Source organism: Ramlibacter sp. GS1-15 (assembly GCF_057785015.1).
Map to the genome: position 1 here is coordinate 177,501 of NZ_JBYNTU010000001.1, position 16,149 is coordinate 193,649.

The 16,149-nt window shown below is 65.1% G+C and carries 15 protein-coding genes and 2 rRNA genes (1 of these 17 cut by a window edge); 12 read left to right on the forward strand and 5 right to left on the reverse strand.

Translation table 11 applies throughout. The features are described from left to right. Together AC3EF3_RS00895 and rrf are read left to right on the forward strand one after the other, a co-directional pair. Window positions 1-2,234, forward strand: a 23S ribosomal RNA gene (locus tag AC3EF3_RS00895); it begins 642 nt to the left of the window's first position. Window positions 2,235-2,348: 114 nt separating this feature from the next. After that, window positions 2,349-2,461: ribosomal RNA gene (rrf, locus tag AC3EF3_RS00900) — 5S ribosomal RNA — on the forward strand. Window positions 2,462-2,547: 86 nt separating this feature from the next. On the opposite strand, the gene AC3EF3_RS00905 is transcribed toward rrf, so the two are convergent. Continuing rightward, window positions 2,548-2,724: a hypothetical protein gene (locus tag AC3EF3_RS00905; RefSeq protein WP_488530274.1), complete on the reverse strand. Its 177-nt coding sequence runs from the start codon at window positions 2,722-2,724 to the stop codon at window positions 2,548-2,550. 15 nt (window positions 2,725-2,739) lie between these two features. Here AC3EF3_RS00905 and AC3EF3_RS00910 point away from each other — a divergent pair, with 15 nt between their 5' ends. Continuing rightward, window positions 2,740-3,168 carry a 2'-5' RNA ligase family protein gene (locus tag AC3EF3_RS00910; protein WP_488530275.1) on the forward strand — a complete coding sequence of 143 codons (429 nt, stop codon included), beginning with the start codon at window positions 2,740-2,742 and terminating at the stop codon, window positions 3,166-3,168. Here AC3EF3_RS00910 and AC3EF3_RS00915 read toward each other — a convergent pair. Genes AC3EF3_RS00915 through AC3EF3_RS00930 form a run of 4 tightly spaced genes read right to left on the reverse strand, consistent with a single transcriptional unit; the run spans window position 3,117 to window position 8,120 of the window. Continuing rightward, window positions 3,117-4,700, reverse strand: a complete 1,584-nt coding sequence (locus AC3EF3_RS00915) for a thioredoxin family protein (protein ID WP_488530276.1) — start codon at window positions 4,698-4,700, stop codon at window positions 3,117-3,119. The two genes, AC3EF3_RS00910 and AC3EF3_RS00915, sit on opposite strands and share 52 nt — an antisense overlap. A gap of 20 nt (window positions 4,701-4,720) precedes the next feature. Continuing rightward, complete coding sequence (locus AC3EF3_RS00920) at window positions 4,721-5,650, reverse strand: MBL fold metallo-hydrolase (RefSeq protein ID WP_488530277.1); 930 nt, start codon at window positions 5,648-5,650, stop codon at window positions 4,721-4,723. Further along, a complete protein-coding gene (locus AC3EF3_RS00925; protein WP_488530278.1) occupies window positions 5,647-7,332 on the reverse strand; it encodes an AMP-binding protein in 1,686 nt (561 codons plus the stop codon). The genes AC3EF3_RS00920 and AC3EF3_RS00925 overlap by 4 nt, the downstream gene beginning before the upstream one ends. A gap of 50 nt (window positions 7,333-7,382) precedes the next feature. Further along, window positions 7,383-8,120 carry an FFLEELY motif protein gene (locus AC3EF3_RS00930; RefSeq protein WP_488530279.1) on the reverse strand — a complete coding sequence of 246 codons (738 nt, stop codon included), beginning with the start codon at window positions 8,118-8,120 and terminating at the stop codon, window positions 7,383-7,385. Window positions 8,121-8,189: 69 nt separating this feature from the next. On the opposite strand from AC3EF3_RS00930, the gene AC3EF3_RS00935 reads away from it, so the two are divergent. The 9 genes from AC3EF3_RS00935 to AC3EF3_RS00975 all read left to right on the forward strand — a co-directional run bounded on the left by AC3EF3_RS00935 (window position 8,190) and on the right by AC3EF3_RS00975 (window position 16,137). Further along, window positions 8,190-8,684: a hypothetical protein gene (locus AC3EF3_RS00935; RefSeq protein ID WP_488530280.1), complete on the forward strand. Its 495-nt coding sequence runs from the start codon at window positions 8,190-8,192 to the stop codon at window positions 8,682-8,684. A gap of 6 nt (window positions 8,685-8,690) precedes the next feature. Then, on the forward strand, window positions 8,691-10,268 hold the full coding sequence (locus tag AC3EF3_RS00940; RefSeq protein WP_488530281.1) for a GMC family oxidoreductase N-terminal domain-containing protein: 1,578 nt from the start codon (window positions 8,691-8,693) through the stop codon (window positions 10,266-10,268). Next, window positions 10,268-11,173 carry an esterase/lipase family protein gene (locus tag AC3EF3_RS00945; protein ID WP_488530282.1) on the forward strand — a complete coding sequence of 302 codons (906 nt, stop codon included), beginning with the start codon at window positions 10,268-10,270 and terminating at the stop codon, window positions 11,171-11,173. Before AC3EF3_RS00940 ends, AC3EF3_RS00945 begins: the two co-directional genes overlap by 1 nt. A gap of 84 nt (window positions 11,174-11,257) precedes the next feature. After that, window positions 11,258-11,920, forward strand: a complete 663-nt coding sequence (locus AC3EF3_RS00950) for a helix-turn-helix transcriptional regulator (protein WP_488530283.1) — start codon at window positions 11,258-11,260, stop codon at window positions 11,918-11,920. Between the two features lie 90 nt (window positions 11,921-12,010). Further along, a complete protein-coding gene (locus AC3EF3_RS00955; RefSeq protein WP_488530284.1) occupies window positions 12,011-12,670 on the forward strand; it encodes a Crp/Fnr family transcriptional regulator in 660 nt (219 codons plus the stop codon). Between the two features lie 80 nt (window positions 12,671-12,750). Continuing rightward, entirely contained in the window at window positions 12,751-12,879 is a 129-nt protein-coding gene (locus AC3EF3_RS00960; protein WP_488530285.1) for a hypothetical protein, read from the forward strand. Continuing rightward, window positions 12,879-14,075, forward strand: a complete 1,197-nt coding sequence (locus AC3EF3_RS00965) for a M20 aminoacylase family protein (RefSeq protein WP_488530286.1) — start codon at window positions 12,879-12,881, stop codon at window positions 14,073-14,075. The genes AC3EF3_RS00960 and AC3EF3_RS00965 overlap by 1 nt, the downstream gene beginning before the upstream one ends. 24 nt (window positions 14,076-14,099) lie before the next feature. After that, a complete protein-coding gene (locus tag AC3EF3_RS00970) occupies window positions 14,100-15,068 on the forward strand; it encodes a Bug family tripartite tricarboxylate transporter substrate binding protein (RefSeq protein ID WP_488530287.1) in 969 nt (322 codons plus the stop codon). Window positions 15,069-15,087: 19 nt separating this feature from the next. Further along, complete coding sequence (locus AC3EF3_RS00975) at window positions 15,088-16,137, forward strand: M4 family metallopeptidase (protein ID WP_488533712.1); 1,050 nt, start codon at window positions 15,088-15,090, stop codon at window positions 16,135-16,137. Window positions 16,138-16,149: the final 12 nt, after the last annotated feature.

A 16,149-nucleotide genomic window follows, 5' to 3' on the forward strand; every position in this document is an offset into this window, starting at 1 on the left:
CAGTCGCTGGGTGTAGACCCGAAACCAAGTGATCTATCCATGGCCAGGATGAAGGTGCCGTAACAGGTACTGGAGGTCCGAACCGACTAGTGTTGCAAAACTAGCGGATGAGCTGTGGATAGGGGTGAAAGGCTAAACAAACTTGGAAATAGCTGGTTCTCTCCGAAAACTATTTAGGTAGTGCCTCAAGTATTACCTGCGGGGGTAGAGCACTGTTTAGGCTAGGGGGTCATGGCGACTTACCAAACCTATGCAAACTCCGAATACCGCAGAGTACAGCTTGGGAGACAGAGCACCGGGTGCTAACGTCCGGACTCAAGAGGGAAACAACCCAGACCGCCAGCTAAGGTCCCTAAAATTGGCTAAGTGGGAAACGAAGTGGGAAGGCTAAAACAGTCAGGATGTTGGCTTAGAAGCAGCCATCATTTAAAGAAAGCGTAATAGCTCACTGATCGAGTCGTCCTGCGCGGAAGATGTAACGGGGCTAAGCCAGTTACCGAAGCTGCGGATTTGCACGCAAGTGCAAGTGGTAGGAGAGCGTTCCGTAAGCCTGTGAAGGTGTCCCGTAAGGGATGCTGGAGGTATCGGAAGTGCGAATGCTGACATGAGTAGCGTTAAAGCGGGTGAAAAGCCCGCTCGCCGTAAGCGCAAGGTTTTCTACGCAACGTTCATCGGCGTAGAGTGAGTCGGCCCCTAAGGCGAGGCAGAGATGCGTAGCTGATGGGAAACGGGTCAATATTCCCGTACCGATGTGCAGTGCGATGTGGGGACGAAGAAGGTTAGCTCAGCAGACTGTTGGACGTGTCTGTTCAAGCCTGTAGCCGTGCCTGGTAGGTAAATCCGCCGGGCTTAGGTGAGAGGTGATAACGAGGAGGCTTGCCTCCGAAGTGAGCGATACCCTGCTTCCAGGAAAAGCCACTAAGCTTCAGCTGCACACGACCGTACCGCAAACCGACACTGGTGCGCGAGATGAGTATTCTAAGGCGCTTGAGAGAACTCGGGAGAAGGAACTCGGCAAATTGACACCGTAACTTCGGAAGAAGGTGTGCCTTTAGTAGGTGAAGTCCCTCGCGGATGGAGCCCAATGAGGTTGCAAAAAATCGGTGGCTGCGACTGTTTAATAAAAACACAGCACTCTGCAAACACGAAAGTGGACGTATAGGGTGTGACGCCTGCCCGGTGCTGGAAGATTAAGTGATGGGGTGCAAGCTCTTGATCGAAGTCCCAGTAAACGGCGGCCGTAACTATAACGGTCCTAAGGTAGCGAAATTCCTTGTCGGGTAAGTTCCGACCTGCACGAATGGCGTAACGATGGCCACACTGTCTCCTCCCGAGACTCAGCGAAGTTGAAATGTTTGTGATGATGCAATCTCCCCGCGGAAAGACGGAAAGACCCCATGAACCTTTACTGTAGCTTTGTATTGGACTTTGAACGGATCTGTGTAGGATAGGTGGGAGGCTTTGAAACCGGGTCGCTAGATCTGGTGGAGCCAACGTTGAAATACCACCCTGGTGCGTTTGAGGTTCTAACCTAGGCCCGTTATCCGGGTCGGGGACAGTGCATGGTAGGCAGTTTGACTGGGGCGGTCTCCTCCCAAAGCGTAACGGAGGAGTTCGAAGGTACGCTAGCTACGGTCGGACATCGTGGCGATAGTGCAATGGCATAAGCGTGCTTAACTGCGAGACTGACAAGTCGAGCAGATGCGAAAGCAGGACATAGTGATCCGGTGGTTCTGTATGGAAGGGCCATCGCTCAACGGATAAAAGGTACTCTGGGGATAACAGGCTGATACCGCCCAAGAGTTCATATCGACGGCGGTGTTTGGCACCTCGATGTCGGCTCATCTCATCCTGGGGCTGTAGCCGGTCCCAAGGGTATGGCTGTTCGCCATTTAAAGAGGTACGTGAGCTGGGTTTAAAACGTCGTGAGACAGTTTGGTCCCTATCTTCCGTGGGCGCTGCAGATTTGAGGAAGCCTGCTCCTAGTACGAGAGGACCGGAGTGGACGCACCTCTGGTGTACCGGTTGTCACGCCAGTGGCATTGCCGGGTAGCTAAGTGCGGAAGAGATAACCGCTGAAAGCATCTAAGCGGGAAACTCGTTTCAAGATGAGATCTGCCGGGGCCTCGAGCCCCCTGAAGAGTCGTTCAAGACCAGGACGTTGATAGGCTGGGTGTGGAAGCGCAGTAATGCGTTAAGCTAACCAGTACTAATTGCTCGTGCGGCTTGACCCTATAACTTTGATCGGTCAGATCAAGGGTGTTATGCCAAGTACGCAATCAAGAAGCTGATTCGAAGCTCTATGAATTGGTCGTCTTGCCCGCAAGGCAAGTCGGCAACAAGTTATGCCTGATGACCATAGCGAGGTGGTCCCACTCCTTCCCATCCCGAACAGGACAGTGAAACGCCTCTGCGCCGATGATAGTGCGGATTCCCGTGTGAAAGTAGGACATCGTCAGGCTATTACAGCCGCAGGAAGCCCCGTGAGAAATCACGGGGCTTTTTGTCTTTTCGGATGCCGGGGCTTGAACCATGCCGGATCAAACGTCACTGCCTGGGTTTGGGTTGCCCTCGGACGAGGGCGTTGATCGAAATCCGCTTGAGCACATCTTTTTCGCGCTCCCGCCCGATCCCCTGGCGGGCAAGGGCGCCGTGACGATCCAGCGGCAGCTCAGAGAGTCGCGGCAGCTGCGCCGGGGATTGACGCGGGAAGACCTTCTGCACGTCACAGTGTGTGCCATGCCGGACTACGCCGAGGCGGCGTCCAAAGACCTCTACGCTAAAGCCGTACTCGCCGCCGTTTCCAGTCTGCAGCATTCCGAAGCTCGAGTGAGCTTCGACCGTGTGCAGCTACTTGGTGGAGGCGCATACGCCCTGACGGGCGACAATCCGGGCGTCGTCGAACTCGGGAAAAAGCTTGCCTTCTTGCTTCGCAAGGCCGGCATGTCGGCGGAGCCGCAGCGAACGCCCCACATGACGATCGCGTATCCTGGCGGGCAACCCGCGCCCTGCTCGGTGCAACCGTTGATGTGGACTGCTGGTGAAGTCGTCTTGATTCGCAGCTACCCGGGAGAAAGCCGGCATGAGCGGCTCGGTTCCGTGCCGTTGACGAAACCTCAGCTCGTCGAATCCGAAAAGACAGCCTCGCAGTTCAAGCGCCCGGGCTGACCCGCCGGCAGCTTCGCACACGTCTTCGCCAGCTGATCTCTCACCCTGGCTACGGTACGGGTTCGCACCGGGTCGGTGCCCTGCCAATCTTTCAGGCGCTTCGCCATTCGCTGCAGCGACCGCTCGTTGCGCTCGAAGAACGTTTCGTCCTTAGGCTCGAGCCCGGAGACGAGTGCACTCGCCGCGGCAAAGACGCGTGTCGCGTCGTTCGGAGTCAGCTCGACGATATGGCTGACGTAGCCGGCACCCCACTGAATTCGGGTGGCCGGTCCTTCTGACTTCTTCCAGGCCTGCTCATACCACTGCAAGGCAGCCTTCGCGTCGCCCCGCTTCTTCGCGTTCCCGGCAAGGCCGAGCATGTGGTAGTATGGTGCGACCGCGCGCGGCAACTCCGCCTTCAGCAACTTGTCGGACTCGTCGATCAGTCCCGCCGCCGTCAACACATGCGCGGCCGAGGGAATCACCGCCTGCCGCTCATAGCGGTCGGTCGTCTGCGTGACGATCTGTGCCACGTCGCTCTGGATCCGCTGGCGATGCGCAGCGCTCAGGGTGTCGCCTTCCTGGAACTTCCACAGCGCCACCCGCGTATCCAGCGCATCGATGCGCACGGAAGGTGCCACCGCCTGCGCCGCCAGCTGGCGATTCAACGCTTGTTCCCAGCGTTGGGCCAATGCGACACGCTCCTTACCCTCGGGCGCCAGATACTTCACGACCGGCTCCGCGTAGTAGAAGACGAGATCCGCGAGCTCCTCGGAACCGGCCCCCGCCGCCAGGATGCGATCAACCGTCTTTCGATCGGCCTCGAGCGTCGCCGCGTCGGCCGTCTTCTTGTCACCGGCCGCATCGGCACGCGCATACACCGCCTTGAAAGCCAGGCGATCGCGAACCAGCGGAAGGTTGGCAGGCACTGCAGCCGCGAGTTCCGCAAGGCGCTGCGGCAGGTCCGCAGACTTCACGAGTTGCTGCTGGTCCGTCTCCCACGAATAGAAAGCAAGCAGGCGCCATTGCTCCGGCGTCAGCGATTGCTTCCCGAGCGCGCGCTGCACAAGATCCTTGACCGGGACCTGCGCATCGAGGGCTGAAGTCAGGGTCAGCAGATAACGCTGCGGGTCCACCTCGCCCGGCAGCCGGGTGATCTCGGAGCCGTCCGGCTTGAACAGGATCATGGTGGGATAGCCCGAGACCTTGAAGCGCGAAGCGACCTTCTGGGCGCCCGGCTTGTCGCCGTCGACGTAAACAGGAACGAACGCGCGCGAACGCTCGATGAAGTCCGGTCGCGAAAAGAGCGTCGCCTTCACCTGATTGCACGGTGGGCACCACACCGCGCCCCAGTACAGGAAGACCGGCTTGCCGCTCTGCTTGGCCAACGCGAAAGCGCGATCGACTTCCGCGTCCGACGACGCCACCTGCCACGCGATACCACTGTGAGCATCGGGCGCTTTTGCATCCGCCGCCATCGGCTGCAAAAGAACAGCGAGGGACAAGCAGGCTGCGGCGACAGGGGACCAGCGGAAACGGCGCGCTTCGGACATCGGCGGACTCCAGTTCAAGCTCAGATGTTACAGAGGATGCCGCCCCGGCGGGCCAGCGCGCCCGAGCGCTCCAAATCAGCCAGCAGATGCTCGAGCCAGCGGGCCAATGGGACCCCGGCAAAAAAGCGGTCGTGCACGATGTGGACATACGGCATCGCCGCGGCCCAGGCCAGGAAGTCGTCGACGGATATCGACTGCCATTCGAGCAACTTGAACTTGATGAGCACCTTGACCGCATGCGATGCGTGGCGCGGCGGGTCATTCGTCAAACCGTCGAGCCGCCGCCGGGCCTGGGCCAGTGCCGAAGCGACATGATCGGTGCCGCCGAACACACCGCCATGGCCCGGAATGACGACTTCCGGATTCAAGCGCTCGATCACATCGAGCGTGGCGGCGACTTCGTCGAAGGCGGCCACGCCTTCGAGTTCCGGAAATACAACACCGAAGCCGCTTTCCCACAAGGCATCCGCCGAGATCAGCGCGCGCGATTCGGGCTCGAACAGCACGACCGAGTGCGGATCGTGCCCCGGCGCAGCGTGCACCTGCCAAACCTTTTCACCCAAATCGATCCCGGTGCCGGGCCGCATGACATCGTCGAACCGGAAACGCGCGCACGACTGTGAGGTGGGTGCGTAGCTCAACGCATCCTCATCCCAGGAGCGGACCGCGTCCGCGAGCCCGGGCGGAATCAGCGTGCGTGCCTGCGGGTAAGCCGCCTGCAACGCTGCGTTGCCGCCGCAATGGTCGCTGTGCAGGTGCGTGTTGACGATCAGCTCGAGCGGTTGGCCGGCCAATGCATTGCGCACGAGGGCCACCGTCTGCGGTGAATGCGTGACGTAGCCGGTGTCCACGATCGCCGTGCGACCGGACGCGAACACCACGTTGTTGGACGACAGCCAGCCCCGCTCGAAAACGGTCACTCCCGCCGGCAGTCGAGTCGGGCCGTTCATCGCGTGGCGCGCAGCTCCCGTCGCAGGATCTTGCCGACGTTGGTCTTGGGCAGGTCGTCGCGGAACTCGATGTACTTCGGCACCTTGTAGCCCGTCAGATTCTGGCGGCAGTACTTCATCACGTCTTCTTCCGTGAGGATCGGGTCGTTCTTCACCACGAAGGCCTTGATGGCTTCTCCCTGTCTCTCGTCGGGGACGCCGATCACGGCACTTTCCGTCACGCCGGGACACATCGAGATGACGTTCTCCAGCTCATTGGGGAACACGTTGAACCCGCTGACCAGGATCATGTCCTTCTTGCGATCGACGATCTTCGTGTAGCCGCGCTCGTCCATGATGCCGATGTCGCCGGTGCGCATGAAGCCGTCGGCCGTGAAGGCCCTTTCGTTCTCGGCAGGCTGGTTGTAGTAGCCGGGCATGACGTTGGGCCCGCGGATGCAGATCTCGCCGGCTTCGCCCAGTGCCAGTGACTTGCCGGCATCGTCCTTGATCGCGATGTCGATACCCGGCAGAGGCAGGCCGATCGTGCCGGTGAACTGCCTGCTCGTCACGATGTTGTTCGTGCCGATCGCGCAGGTCTCGCTCATGCCCCAGCCTTCCACCATCGGGCAGCCGGTCATCTGCTGCCACTGCCGCGCAGTCCCCTCCGAGGCCGCCATGCCTCCGGCCTGCGTCAGGCAAAGCTGCGAGAAATCGATGCTCTTGAATTGCGGATGCTGCATCAGCGCATTGAACAAGGTGTTCACCCCGGGGAACAGGTGGAACGGCCGGCGCTTGAGCACCTCGATGAACTTCCCGAAGTCGCGCGGGTTCGGCACCAGCGTGAGATACGCCCCCCAGCGAATCGACAGTAGGCACAGCGTCAGCGCGAAGATGTGGTACAGCGGCAGCGCCGTGATGCTGTTCGTCTTCGACGCATCGCCCAGGCGCTTGAGAGCCGGGCTGAACCACGCCTCGGCCTGCAGGATCGCCGCGACGATGTTCCGATGCGTGAGCACCGCGCCTTTCGAGAGCCCTGTCGTCCCGCCCGTGTACTGCAGGAACGCCACCGAATCGAGCGTCTGCGGCGTGGGCTTCAGCGTCTTCGACATGCCCTCGGTGATTGCGCGGTTGAACGGCGTCACGCTGCGGCCGTTCGTGAGCGGCATCTTGTAGGGCGGCACCATCTTCGCAAGGTGCCGCACGGCGAACGTGATCCAGCTGCCGTAGGCAAAGCCGAGCAGGTCGCCCATCGCCGCCATCACCACGTGCCTGACCTGCGTGCGGTCGACCACCTCGGCCAGCGTCTTCGCGAAGTTCTCCAGGATGACAATGGCCGTCGCGCCCGAGTCCTTGAGCTGATGCTCGAGCTCGCGCGCCGTGTAGAGCGGATTCACGTTGACGCAGGTGTAGCCCGCACGCAGCACGGCGGCCATCGTCACCCCGAACTGCGGGATGTTCGGCAGCATGATGGCCACGCGCGCACCGGGCTCGAGCCCCTGCGCCTGCAGCCAGGCGCCGAGTGCGGCCGACAGGTTGTCGAGCTCGCCATACGTCATCCAGTGTTCCATGCACACGGAAAACGGCCGCGACGCATTCCTGCGGAACGATTCCTCCAGCAGCTGCGTGAGCGAGCCGTACTGGTCCGGGTTGATCTCGTGCGGCACGTCGGCCGGGTAGCTGGCGAGCCAGGGCTTGTCCATGCGGGGTGGTCTCCTTCGTCGGCGATTGTCGAGTTGCTCCCGCGCCGCCGTTAGGGTGCTTCTCCTAGGGTGCGAGCCAGCCCGGTCTCACACGCGACAGCCGGGGTGTCGAACAGGCTCGCGATCAGCGCCGATTCGCGCTCGCCGATCGTGCGCAGGAACTGGTGCGCGCTCTCGCCCCGCGCGAGCGCCGCGAAAGTGTCGAAGCCGGCTTCCAGAAAGCGCTGCAAGGAGCCGAGTCCCGCTGCGGCGGCCGGGCTGCGCATCAGCCGAAGCATCATGCGCAGGCCGGGCGTGCGCGTGAGCCGGATCATGTCCTCGCCGATGGCGAGCACGGTCTCGAGCTGCGAGCTGCGATCGCCGCGCCGCCCGACGGCGCGCCACGCCTGGACATACCGATGCGCCTCGCCTCGCTTGTCATCCGCCCGCAGCCACTCGCGCCCCATCGCGTCATCGAGCCCTTCCGTCAACGCATGCAACTGCGCGAGCCCGACGGCCGTCTCCACCACGGACGCGGGAAAGAACTTCTCGATCGCCCCGGCGATGCGGGCGAACTGCGCGTCGCGTTCGGCATAGTCCCTGTCGCTGTAGAGCTCTTCGAGGAAGAAGCGCGCGGGCGCGGCGAACGGCCCGCCGGCGAGCATGTCCGCATAGGTGCCGGCAAACCGGCGGGCCTGCAGCGCCTTCACCGCGAGCACCGCTTCGCGCAGCCCCGCCTCGGCCGATGCCGCCTCGCGCAGCGCGGAGACGCGCGCTACGGCGCTTCGGATGGTTCGTGCCGCTTCCATGCAAACCCCGAGTCTATCTAGGCGCGTGCCTCTAAGGCGCACCGCGAGGTGCGTGCGATAGTCGGCCGCATGCGAAGAAGGACTTGGCTCGCGCTCGGCGCGTTCTCGGCGGCGGCCCTGGCGGTCGGCGGCGGCTCGCTCGCGCTGATGCAGCCCGGCCTCCACGATGCGAAGCTGTCGTCGACCGGCCGCGAAGTGTTCGCGGGTGCCGCACGCGCGATCCTCGACGGCACGATGCCGCACGATGCATCGTCGCTGCAGGCCTTGCTCGCGCGTATCGATGCGCTCGTCGCCGCGTTGCCGCCGCATGCCCAGGGCGAGCTGTCGCAGCTGCTCGCGTTGCTGGCGAGCGCGCCCGGCCGTCGTGGGTTCGCCGGGCTCTCGCCCCCGTGGACGGAAGCCACCGTGCCGCAGATGCAGGATGCCTTGCAAGCCATGCGCACGTCGAGAGTCTCCTTGCGCCAGCAGGCCTACCAGGCGCTGCACGATATCGTGGGCGCCGCGTACTTCGCCGACGAGGCGACCTGGCCGGGCATCGGTTATCCCGGCCCGGACACGGTCTGAGGGCGCATGGGCCGGGTTCCAGATCCCATCCGGGAAGGCCTGGGCCGCGGCTGGAAGGTGCGCGGCGGCCCGCATGGTGAAGTGCCTGCGCGCATCGTGTGCGACGTCGCCATCGTCGGCTCGGGCGCGGGCGCCGGCATCACGGCGGAACTGCTCACGAAGGCCGGCCTGCAGGTCGTGATCGTCGAAGAGGGGCCGCTCAAGAGCAGCGCCGATTTCCACCAGCGCGAGTCCGAGGCGTATCCCGCGCTGTACCAGGAAAGCGCGGCACGCAAGACGGCCGACAAGGCGATCACCATCCTGCAGGGGCGCTGCGTCGGCGGCTCGACCACGGTGAACTGGACCAGCTCCTTCCGCACGCCGGAGGAAACGCTCGATCACTGGCGTACTCGGTTCAGGCTCGACGGCTTCGACAGCGACCGGCTCGCACCTTACTTCGAGCAGGCGGAGCGGCGCCTGAACATCGCCACCTGGCTGGCCGCGCCCAACGAAAACAACGACCTGCTGCGGCGCGGCGCCGCGAAGCTCGGTATCCCGGCCGCGGCGATCGCGCGCAACGTGAAAGGCTGCTGGAACCTGGGTTCGTGCGGCCTGGGTTGCCCGACCAACGCGAAGCAGTCGATGCTCGTCACGACCATCCCCGCGGCGCTCGATCGCGGCGCGACCCTGCTGGTGGAGACGCGCGCCGAAGCATTCGACATCGCCAAGGGGCGGGTGCGCGCGCTGCGCTGCGGCACCGCGACGATCGTGGCGCAGCACTACGTGCTCGGTGGCGGCGCGATCAATTCACCCGCGGTCCTGCTGCGCTCGCAGGCCCCCGACCCCCACGGGCGGCTCGGCACCCGCACGTTCCTGCATCCCGTCGTGCTGTCCGCCGGCCTGATGGAGCAGGCCGTCGCCGGCTGGCAGGGCGCGCCGCAGTCGATCTACACCGACCACTTCCTGCACACGCAGGCCATCGACGGGCCCATGGGGTTCAAGCTCGAAGCGCCGCCGCTGCATCCCGTGATCTTCGCATCGACGGTCACCGGCTTCGGCGAATCGCAGGCGCGCCTGCTGCGCCAGTTCCCGCACACGCATGTGCTGCTCGCGCTGCTGCGCGACGGCTTCCATCCGCGATCGGCGGGCGGCGAAGTGAAGCTGCGCGGCGACGGCTCGCCCGTGCTGGACTACCCTCTGAACGATTACGTGATGGAAGGCGCGCGGCGCGCACTGCTCGCGATGGCCGAGATCCAGTTCGCCGCCGGCGCGCGCGAGGTGTTGCCGGTGCATGAACTCGCGCAGCCGCTCTCGTCGTGGGCGCAGGCACGTGGGGCCATCGCCGCGTTGCCGATGAAGCCGCTGCTCACCAAGGTGGTGAGCGCCCACGTGATGGGCGGCTGCGGCCTCGGCGGAGAGGAGGAGCTGGGCGTCGTCCGGCCCGACGGCATCCACTGGCAGCTCGAGAACCTGTCGGTGCACGACGGCTCGATCTTTCCGACCAGCATAGGCGCGAACCCGCAGTTGTCGATCTACGGCATCGTCAACCGGCTCGCTCAGGGCCTGGTCAAGCGTCTCACGGACCGCGATGTGATACTCGCGTGATGCACGCGCGCTCCGCCCTGGCCGGCCTGCAGCAGGTGACGACCCTCGGCCTGCTGGGCCTGTCGCTTGCGTGGGCGGTGTGGCATTGGCAGCGTTCCCCGACCCTTGCGATCGCGGGCGCGCTCGCGATCTTCTTCTTCTACTCGTTCGTCCTCGCCATCGAATTCGTACTGGTGAAGGTCGTCGCGCGCAGCGATCCGGCGCCACGACCGAGCTGGGCCGAACTCTTGCGCGCCTGGTGGGCCGAAACATGGACGGCCTTCGTCGTGTTCTTCTGGCGCCAGCCGTTCCGCTCGCAGGCGCAGCCGGACTTCCTCGATCCCCGCATGCGCGGCCGGCGCGGCGTCGTGTTCGTCCACGGGTTCGTCTGCAACCGCGCGCTGTGGAACCCGTGGATGGCGAAGCTGCGCGCCAGCGGGCACCCGTTCATCGCCGTGAACCTGGAACCGGTGTTCGGCTCCATCGACGACTACTGCGGCATCATCGACGCCGCTGTGCAGCGCATGGTGCTGCTCACCGGACAGCCGCCGCTCGTCGTCGCCCACAGCATGGGAGGTCTCGCCGTGCGCGCCTGGCTGCGGGCGCAGCGCGACGCCGCGCGCGTGCAGCGCGTCATCACGATCGGCACGCCGCATCGCGGCACCTGGCTCGGCCGCTTCAGCCACACGCCCAACGGCCGGCAGATGCGGCTCGATGGCGACTGGGTGCTGGCTCTCGCACAGGAGCCGGGCTCCGTTCCCTTCACCTGCTGGTATTCGAACTGCGACAACGTCGTCTTCCCGCCGTCCGCCGCCACGCTGCCCGGCGCCGACAACCGCTTCGCGCGCGGCGTCGCGCACGTGGAACTCGCGTTCCAGCCGCAGGTGTTCGCTCACGCGCTCGAGATCCTGCAAGAACAAGGTTAATTTCTCACAGGAACGGTGGGCCGCAGTTCATACGCCCTGCCGCAGCCCCTTCCTATCCTTGCCGCCATACCACTGGGAGATGGGGTGGAACTCGAATTGATCGCGCAGGAGGGCAACAGGGAGGGCGGCCTCGTGGCCGGCAATGCGGCGGGGTCCGGGGGGACGGGCCTCGCCGCGTTGATGGATGAACTCGCCCATGCCACGCTCGTCGTCGCGCTGGACGGGCGGCTGCTCCACGCCAACCAGGCGGCCCGCCACGAGCTGGCGCGCGGCCGCATCGTCGCCCTGCACGAGGGGAACGTTCAGGCCTGCCGCGCCGATTGCGATGCCGAACTGCACCTTGCGCTGGGCCGCGCCGCCGAGGGCAAACGCAGCCTGCTCCAGCTGGAGGCCACCGACGGACCCGGCGTGCCCGTGGCCGTGCTGCCGCTGAAGTCCCAGGCCGGCGAGCCCGCGCGGGCGGCCATCGTCTTCGCGCGGCCCGCGGTGTGCGATCCGCTGATGCTCTGCTTCTTCGCGCAGCGCCACGGCCTCACGCCGACCGAACAGCAGGTGCTGGGCTTTCTGAGCGAGGGTCTGTCCGCCCCGCAGATCGCGCAGCAGATGAAAGTCGCCGTGTCCACGGTGCGCAGCCACATCCGCAGCCTGTCGGCCAAGACGCGCTCGGGCGGCGTGCGCGAGCTGGTCGGCCGCCTGGCCGTCCTGCCGCCGGTCGCGCCGGCGTTTCCGCACGAGGCGGTCCGTTAAGCCCTGGCGCGCTGAAGCAACAAGGGGGGCATCCCCCCTGCGGCATTGCGGTCTCTCATGCTAGAGTGATCGCCGTCCGGGGGAGAAGAAATGACAACGCAGAACCCGTCGGCGGCCCACGAGAAGCTGGTCGCCGCCTTGAGCCCGAGCCTGCGCGCCCTCGCGCTGCGCGGCTCCATTCGCAGCTACCGCAAGAACAGCGTCATCATCAACGAGGGCGAGATCGGCGATTCGCTCTTCGTGCTGCTGGAGGGTCGCGTCAAGGTCTATTCCACCGACGCGGACGGCCGCGAGATCACCTACAACATCGTCGAGGCGGGCGACTACTTCGCCGAGATGTGGCTCGATGGCGGGCCGCGCTCGGCATCCGTGATGACGCTCGAGCCGGCCGTGTGTTCGGTGGTCGGCCGCAACGCTTTGCGCGACCACCTGGCCGAGGAGCCCGAGTTCGCGCTGGAGCTCGTCTCCCAGGTGATCCGCCGCGCCCGCGCCGCCACCGAGACGGCGCGCAACATGGCGCTGCTGGACGTCTATGGCCGCGTGATCGCCACGCTCGAAAGCCAGAAGGGCCCGGGCGCCCCCGATAACCCGGTCGTCCTCACTCAGATCACGCACCAGCAGCTCGCCAGCCGCGTCGGCGCCTCGCGCGAGATGGTCAGCCGCCTGCTCAAGGACCTGGAAAAGGGCGGCTACGTCGAGCTGGGCGTCAAGCGCATCACGCTGAAGAAGAAGCTGCCGGCCCGTTGGTGAATACCTCACACGCGCCGTGATCGACGGCGCGTGACGGTGGGGGACTCTTCGCCTATGCTCCGGCGCCTGAGGGAGACCCGATGAACAGTCATTTCGACGGCTGCATCTGCTTCGCCATCCCGCCCGGGATGTTCTGCAAGCCCATGGCCACGGCCGGTGCCGCGCAGGCGACGGTTTCGGCGGCCCGGCGCATATCCAAGGTGATCTGATGTCCTTGTTGCCACACGCCGTGCTGGCGGGCATCCGCGAGATCACCGACGACATGGTGGCACTGCGTCGACGAATCCATGCGAATCCCGAGCTGGGTTTCCAGGAAGTCGTGACGAGCGACATCGTGGCGGGCGAACTCGCGCGTTACGGGTACGAGGTCCATCGCGGCTTGGGCGGCACAGGGGTGGTGGGCACATTGCGTGCGGGAAAGGGCGGGCGACGCCTCGGGCTGCGCGCCGACATGGACGCCCTGCCCATCCAGGAGCGGACGGATTTGCCCTACGCCAGCCGAAACCCCGGCAAGATGCACGCCTGTGGGCACGACGGCCACACGGCCACGCTCCTGGCCGCGGCGCGCCATCTCGCGCGCACGCGCAATTTCGATGGAACCCTCAACCTCATCTTCCAGCCCGCCGAGGAGAGCCTGGGGGGCGCGCGCCGCATGATCGAGGACGGCCTGTTCAAGCTGTTTCCGTGCGACGCGGTATTCGCTTTCCACAACATGCCGGGATACCCGGCAGGCAAGTTCGGGTTTCGCGCCGGCACGTTCATGGCATCGTCCGACACGGTGATGGTGAGAGTCTTCGGCCGCGGCGGCCACGGCGCGGCACCGCACCTCACGCTCGATCCCGTGGTGGCTTCCGCTCACATCATCCTCGCGCTGCAGACCGTGGTCTCGCGCCACGTGGATCCGCGCGACATGGCGGTCGTCACCGTCGGCTCGATCCATGCAGGCGCGGCGGCCAACGTCATTCCCGATTCGGTCGAGATGCAGTTGTCCGTGCGCGCGTTCCGGCCGCAGACGCGCGAATTCCTGCGCCGCCGGATCGTGGAAGTCATCGACACCCAGGCTCGCACCTTGGGTACGCGCGCCGAGATCGAGTACCAGTGGCGCTATCCGCCGCTGTCCAATGACGCCGGGCTCACGTCCTTCGCCGAACAGGTCGCGCGCGACTGGCTGGGCAACGAAGGCCTGATCGAGGACCTCGAGCCTTTGCCGGGAAGCGAGGATTTCGCTTTCATGCTGCAAGCCTGTCCCGGTTGCTACTTCATCGTCGGCAACGGAAACGGGGAGGGTCACTGCATGACCCACCACCCGGGTTACGATTTCAATGACGAGAGCCTGCCCGTGGTAGCCTCGTATTGGGTCAGCTTGGCGCAGTCCTTCCTGTCCGCCGGCCGCACCGATTCCTGAACAGCAAGAAAGAGGAGATTCCGGATGAAGCGCCGCGTTGTTGGGGCCCTGTGGGCGGCGTGCCTTGTATCTGCCGCACTGCCCCTGGCGGCGCAAGAGTCGTTCCCCTCACGACCCATCAAACTCGTCGTGGGTTATCCGCCTGGGGGATCGGTGGACGTGGTCGGGCGAATCCTCGCCGATGCCTTGGCGTCGAAGCTCGATGCCCAGGTCGTCGTCGAAAACATCGGGGGAGCCGCCGGCGCGATCGGGGCGTCCCGCGTGGCGGCTGCCGCGCCGGATGGATACACCCTGCTCGTGGGCTCGAGCAACGAGCTGGTGGGCACGGGCATCCTCAATCCAGAGCAGAAGTACGACGGTCGCCGGGATTTCACGCCCTTGGTACTCGCAGCCAGCGCTCCGCTGGTTCTCGTGGCCGGCCCGAAAAGCGGCGTGAAGACCTTGCCCGAGTTCGTCGAAGTCGCCCGGCGCAATCCCGGCAAGTTCAGCTACGGCAGTCCAGGCATCGGCTCCACGATGCACTTTGCGGGCGAACTGGTCAAACAGCGCGCCGGGTTGTTCATGACCCACATCCCGTACCGAGGCGTGAACACGCTCACGTCGGATCTCGTCGGCAACGTGATCGAATTCGGATTCCTGTCGACCTCGGCCGCGGCGCCGCTTGTCCAGAGTGGCCGCCTCGTCGCGGTCGCGGTCTCGGGTCGGGAGCGCCTGCCGATGCTGCCCGGCGTTCCGGCGCTGTCGGAGCATCCGGCACTCGCCGGTTATGAACTCACCGGCTGGATCGGCGTGCTCGCGCCGAAAGGCATTCCTGCAGGCGTCGAAGCCCGCCTGATGCAGGGGCTGCGCAGCGTGCTGCAGGATCCGGCATACCAGAAGCGGATCGGCGAGCTGGGTGGTGTGCCGGCCACTGGCCGCGAGGATTTCGCCGGCTTGCTCAAGAGCGAAACCGAAACATACCGCAGCCTGGCGACCTTCGCCCACTTGCGGTGATGGCGCGGTGGTGAGTGACATGCGCTACGCCTGCCTTTGCTGCGCGCTGCCGCGCAAGCTGATCCAGCATCTGGCCGACCGCAGCGAAGGCGAGCATCGGCAGGCGCTGCTGGACCAGATCGACCACTCGCAGCAGGTGCGTTCGCAGCGCGCGGCGCACACGGCAAGTCCGCCACCCAGGAAGACCGGCGCGAACAAGCTGCGTCGGCGCATCTACACCGCCCAGGGCCAGACGATGCTTCCGGGCCAGGTGCTGCGCGACGAGGGCGGCGCCGCGTCGCACGACACCGATGCCAATCGCCTCTACGACAACCTGGGCGTCACCTTGCAGTTCTTCAAGTCCGTCCTGCAGCGCGATTCGGCGGATGGCCACGGCATGCGCATCGACGCCTCGGTGCACTACGGCTTTCGCTTCGCCAACGCGATGTGGACCGGCGAGCAGATGATCGTGGGCGACGGCGACGGACACCACGTCGCGGGCCTGGCGGGCTCGCTCGGCCTGATCGCCCACGAGTTCTGCCATGGCGTGTCGCAGCACCTCGTGCCGCACGGGCTGGGCGTGGTGCTCGAGCCGGGCAAGCCGCCTGCGTTGGCGGGCGAAGCCGGCGCGCTCAATGAGTCGTTCTCCGATGTGTTCGGCAGCATGGTCAAGCAATGGCATGCGGGGCAGGATGCCGCCAGCGCCGACTGGCTGCTCGGCGAGGACGTCCTCGCGCACGGCACGGGCAAGGCCGTGCGCTCGCTCGCCGACCCGGGCAACCGGCACCTGACCTGGCCGGAAGACGACCAGATCAAGCATTGGAGCCAGTACAAGCCGGGCGACGAGGCGCATACCGCCTCGGGCATCGCCAACCGCGCGTTCTACGTCGCGGCTACGCACGTAGGCGGCAAGACCTGGGAGAACTTCGCCGTCGTGTGGTTGCAAGGCTATGACGCGCTGCAGGCGAAAGCGACCTTCCGCGACGCCGCGAAGGCAACGGCCCACGCCGCGGCGACGGTGCACGGCACCGGCTCGAAGGTCCACCAGGCCGTGAAAGCCGGCTGGAAAGAGGTGGGCGTCCTGGACTGACAGCGGTCCGGA

What these genes read in the sequence shown, in the direction of transcription:
- AC3EF3_RS00910 (WP_488530275.1), top strand. Translation starts at nt 2,740, where the DNA reads ATGCCGGACTACGCCGAGGCGGCGTCCAAAGACCTCTACGCTAAAGCC.
- AC3EF3_RS00955 (WP_488530284.1), top strand. Translation starts at nt 12,011, where the DNA reads ATGACAACGCAGAACCCGTCGGCGGCCCACGAGAAGCTGGTCGCCGCC.
- AC3EF3_RS00960 (WP_488530285.1), top strand. Translation starts at nt 12,751, where the DNA reads ATGAACAGTCATTTCGACGGCTGCATCTGCTTCGCCATCCCGCCCGGG.
- AC3EF3_RS00920 (WP_488530277.1), bottom strand. Translation starts at nt 5,650, where the DNA reads ATGAACGGCCCGACTCGACTGCCGGCGGGAGTGACCGTTTTCGAGCGG.
- AC3EF3_RS00940 (WP_488530281.1), top strand. Translation starts at nt 8,691, where the DNA reads ATGGGCCGGGTTCCAGATCCCATCCGGGAAGGCCTGGGCCGCGGCTGG.
- AC3EF3_RS00970 (WP_488530287.1), top strand. Translation starts at nt 14,100, where the DNA reads ATGAAGCGCCGCGTTGTTGGGGCCCTGTGGGCGGCGTGCCTTGTATCT.
- AC3EF3_RS00945 (WP_488530282.1), top strand. Translation starts at nt 10,268, where the DNA reads ATGCACGCGCGCTCCGCCCTGGCCGGCCTGCAGCAGGTGACGACCCTC.
- AC3EF3_RS00915 (WP_488530276.1), bottom strand. Translation starts at nt 4,700, where the DNA reads ATGTCCGAAGCGCGCCGTTTCCGCTGGTCCCCTGTCGCCGCAGCCTGC.
- AC3EF3_RS00930 (WP_488530279.1), bottom strand. Translation starts at nt 8,120, where the DNA reads ATGGAAGCGGCACGAACCATCCGAAGCGCCGTAGCGCGCGTCTCCGCG.
- AC3EF3_RS00925 (WP_488530278.1), bottom strand. Translation starts at nt 7,332, where the DNA reads ATGGACAAGCCCTGGCTCGCCAGCTACCCGGCCGACGTGCCGCACGAG.
- AC3EF3_RS00975 (WP_488533712.1), top strand. Translation starts at nt 15,088, where the DNA reads ATGCGCTACGCCTGCCTTTGCTGCGCGCTGCCGCGCAAGCTGATCCAG.
- AC3EF3_RS00965 (WP_488530286.1), top strand. Translation starts at nt 12,879, where the DNA reads ATGTCCTTGTTGCCACACGCCGTGCTGGCGGGCATCCGCGAGATCACC.
- AC3EF3_RS00935 (WP_488530280.1), top strand. Translation starts at nt 8,190, where the DNA reads ATGCGAAGAAGGACTTGGCTCGCGCTCGGCGCGTTCTCGGCGGCGGCC.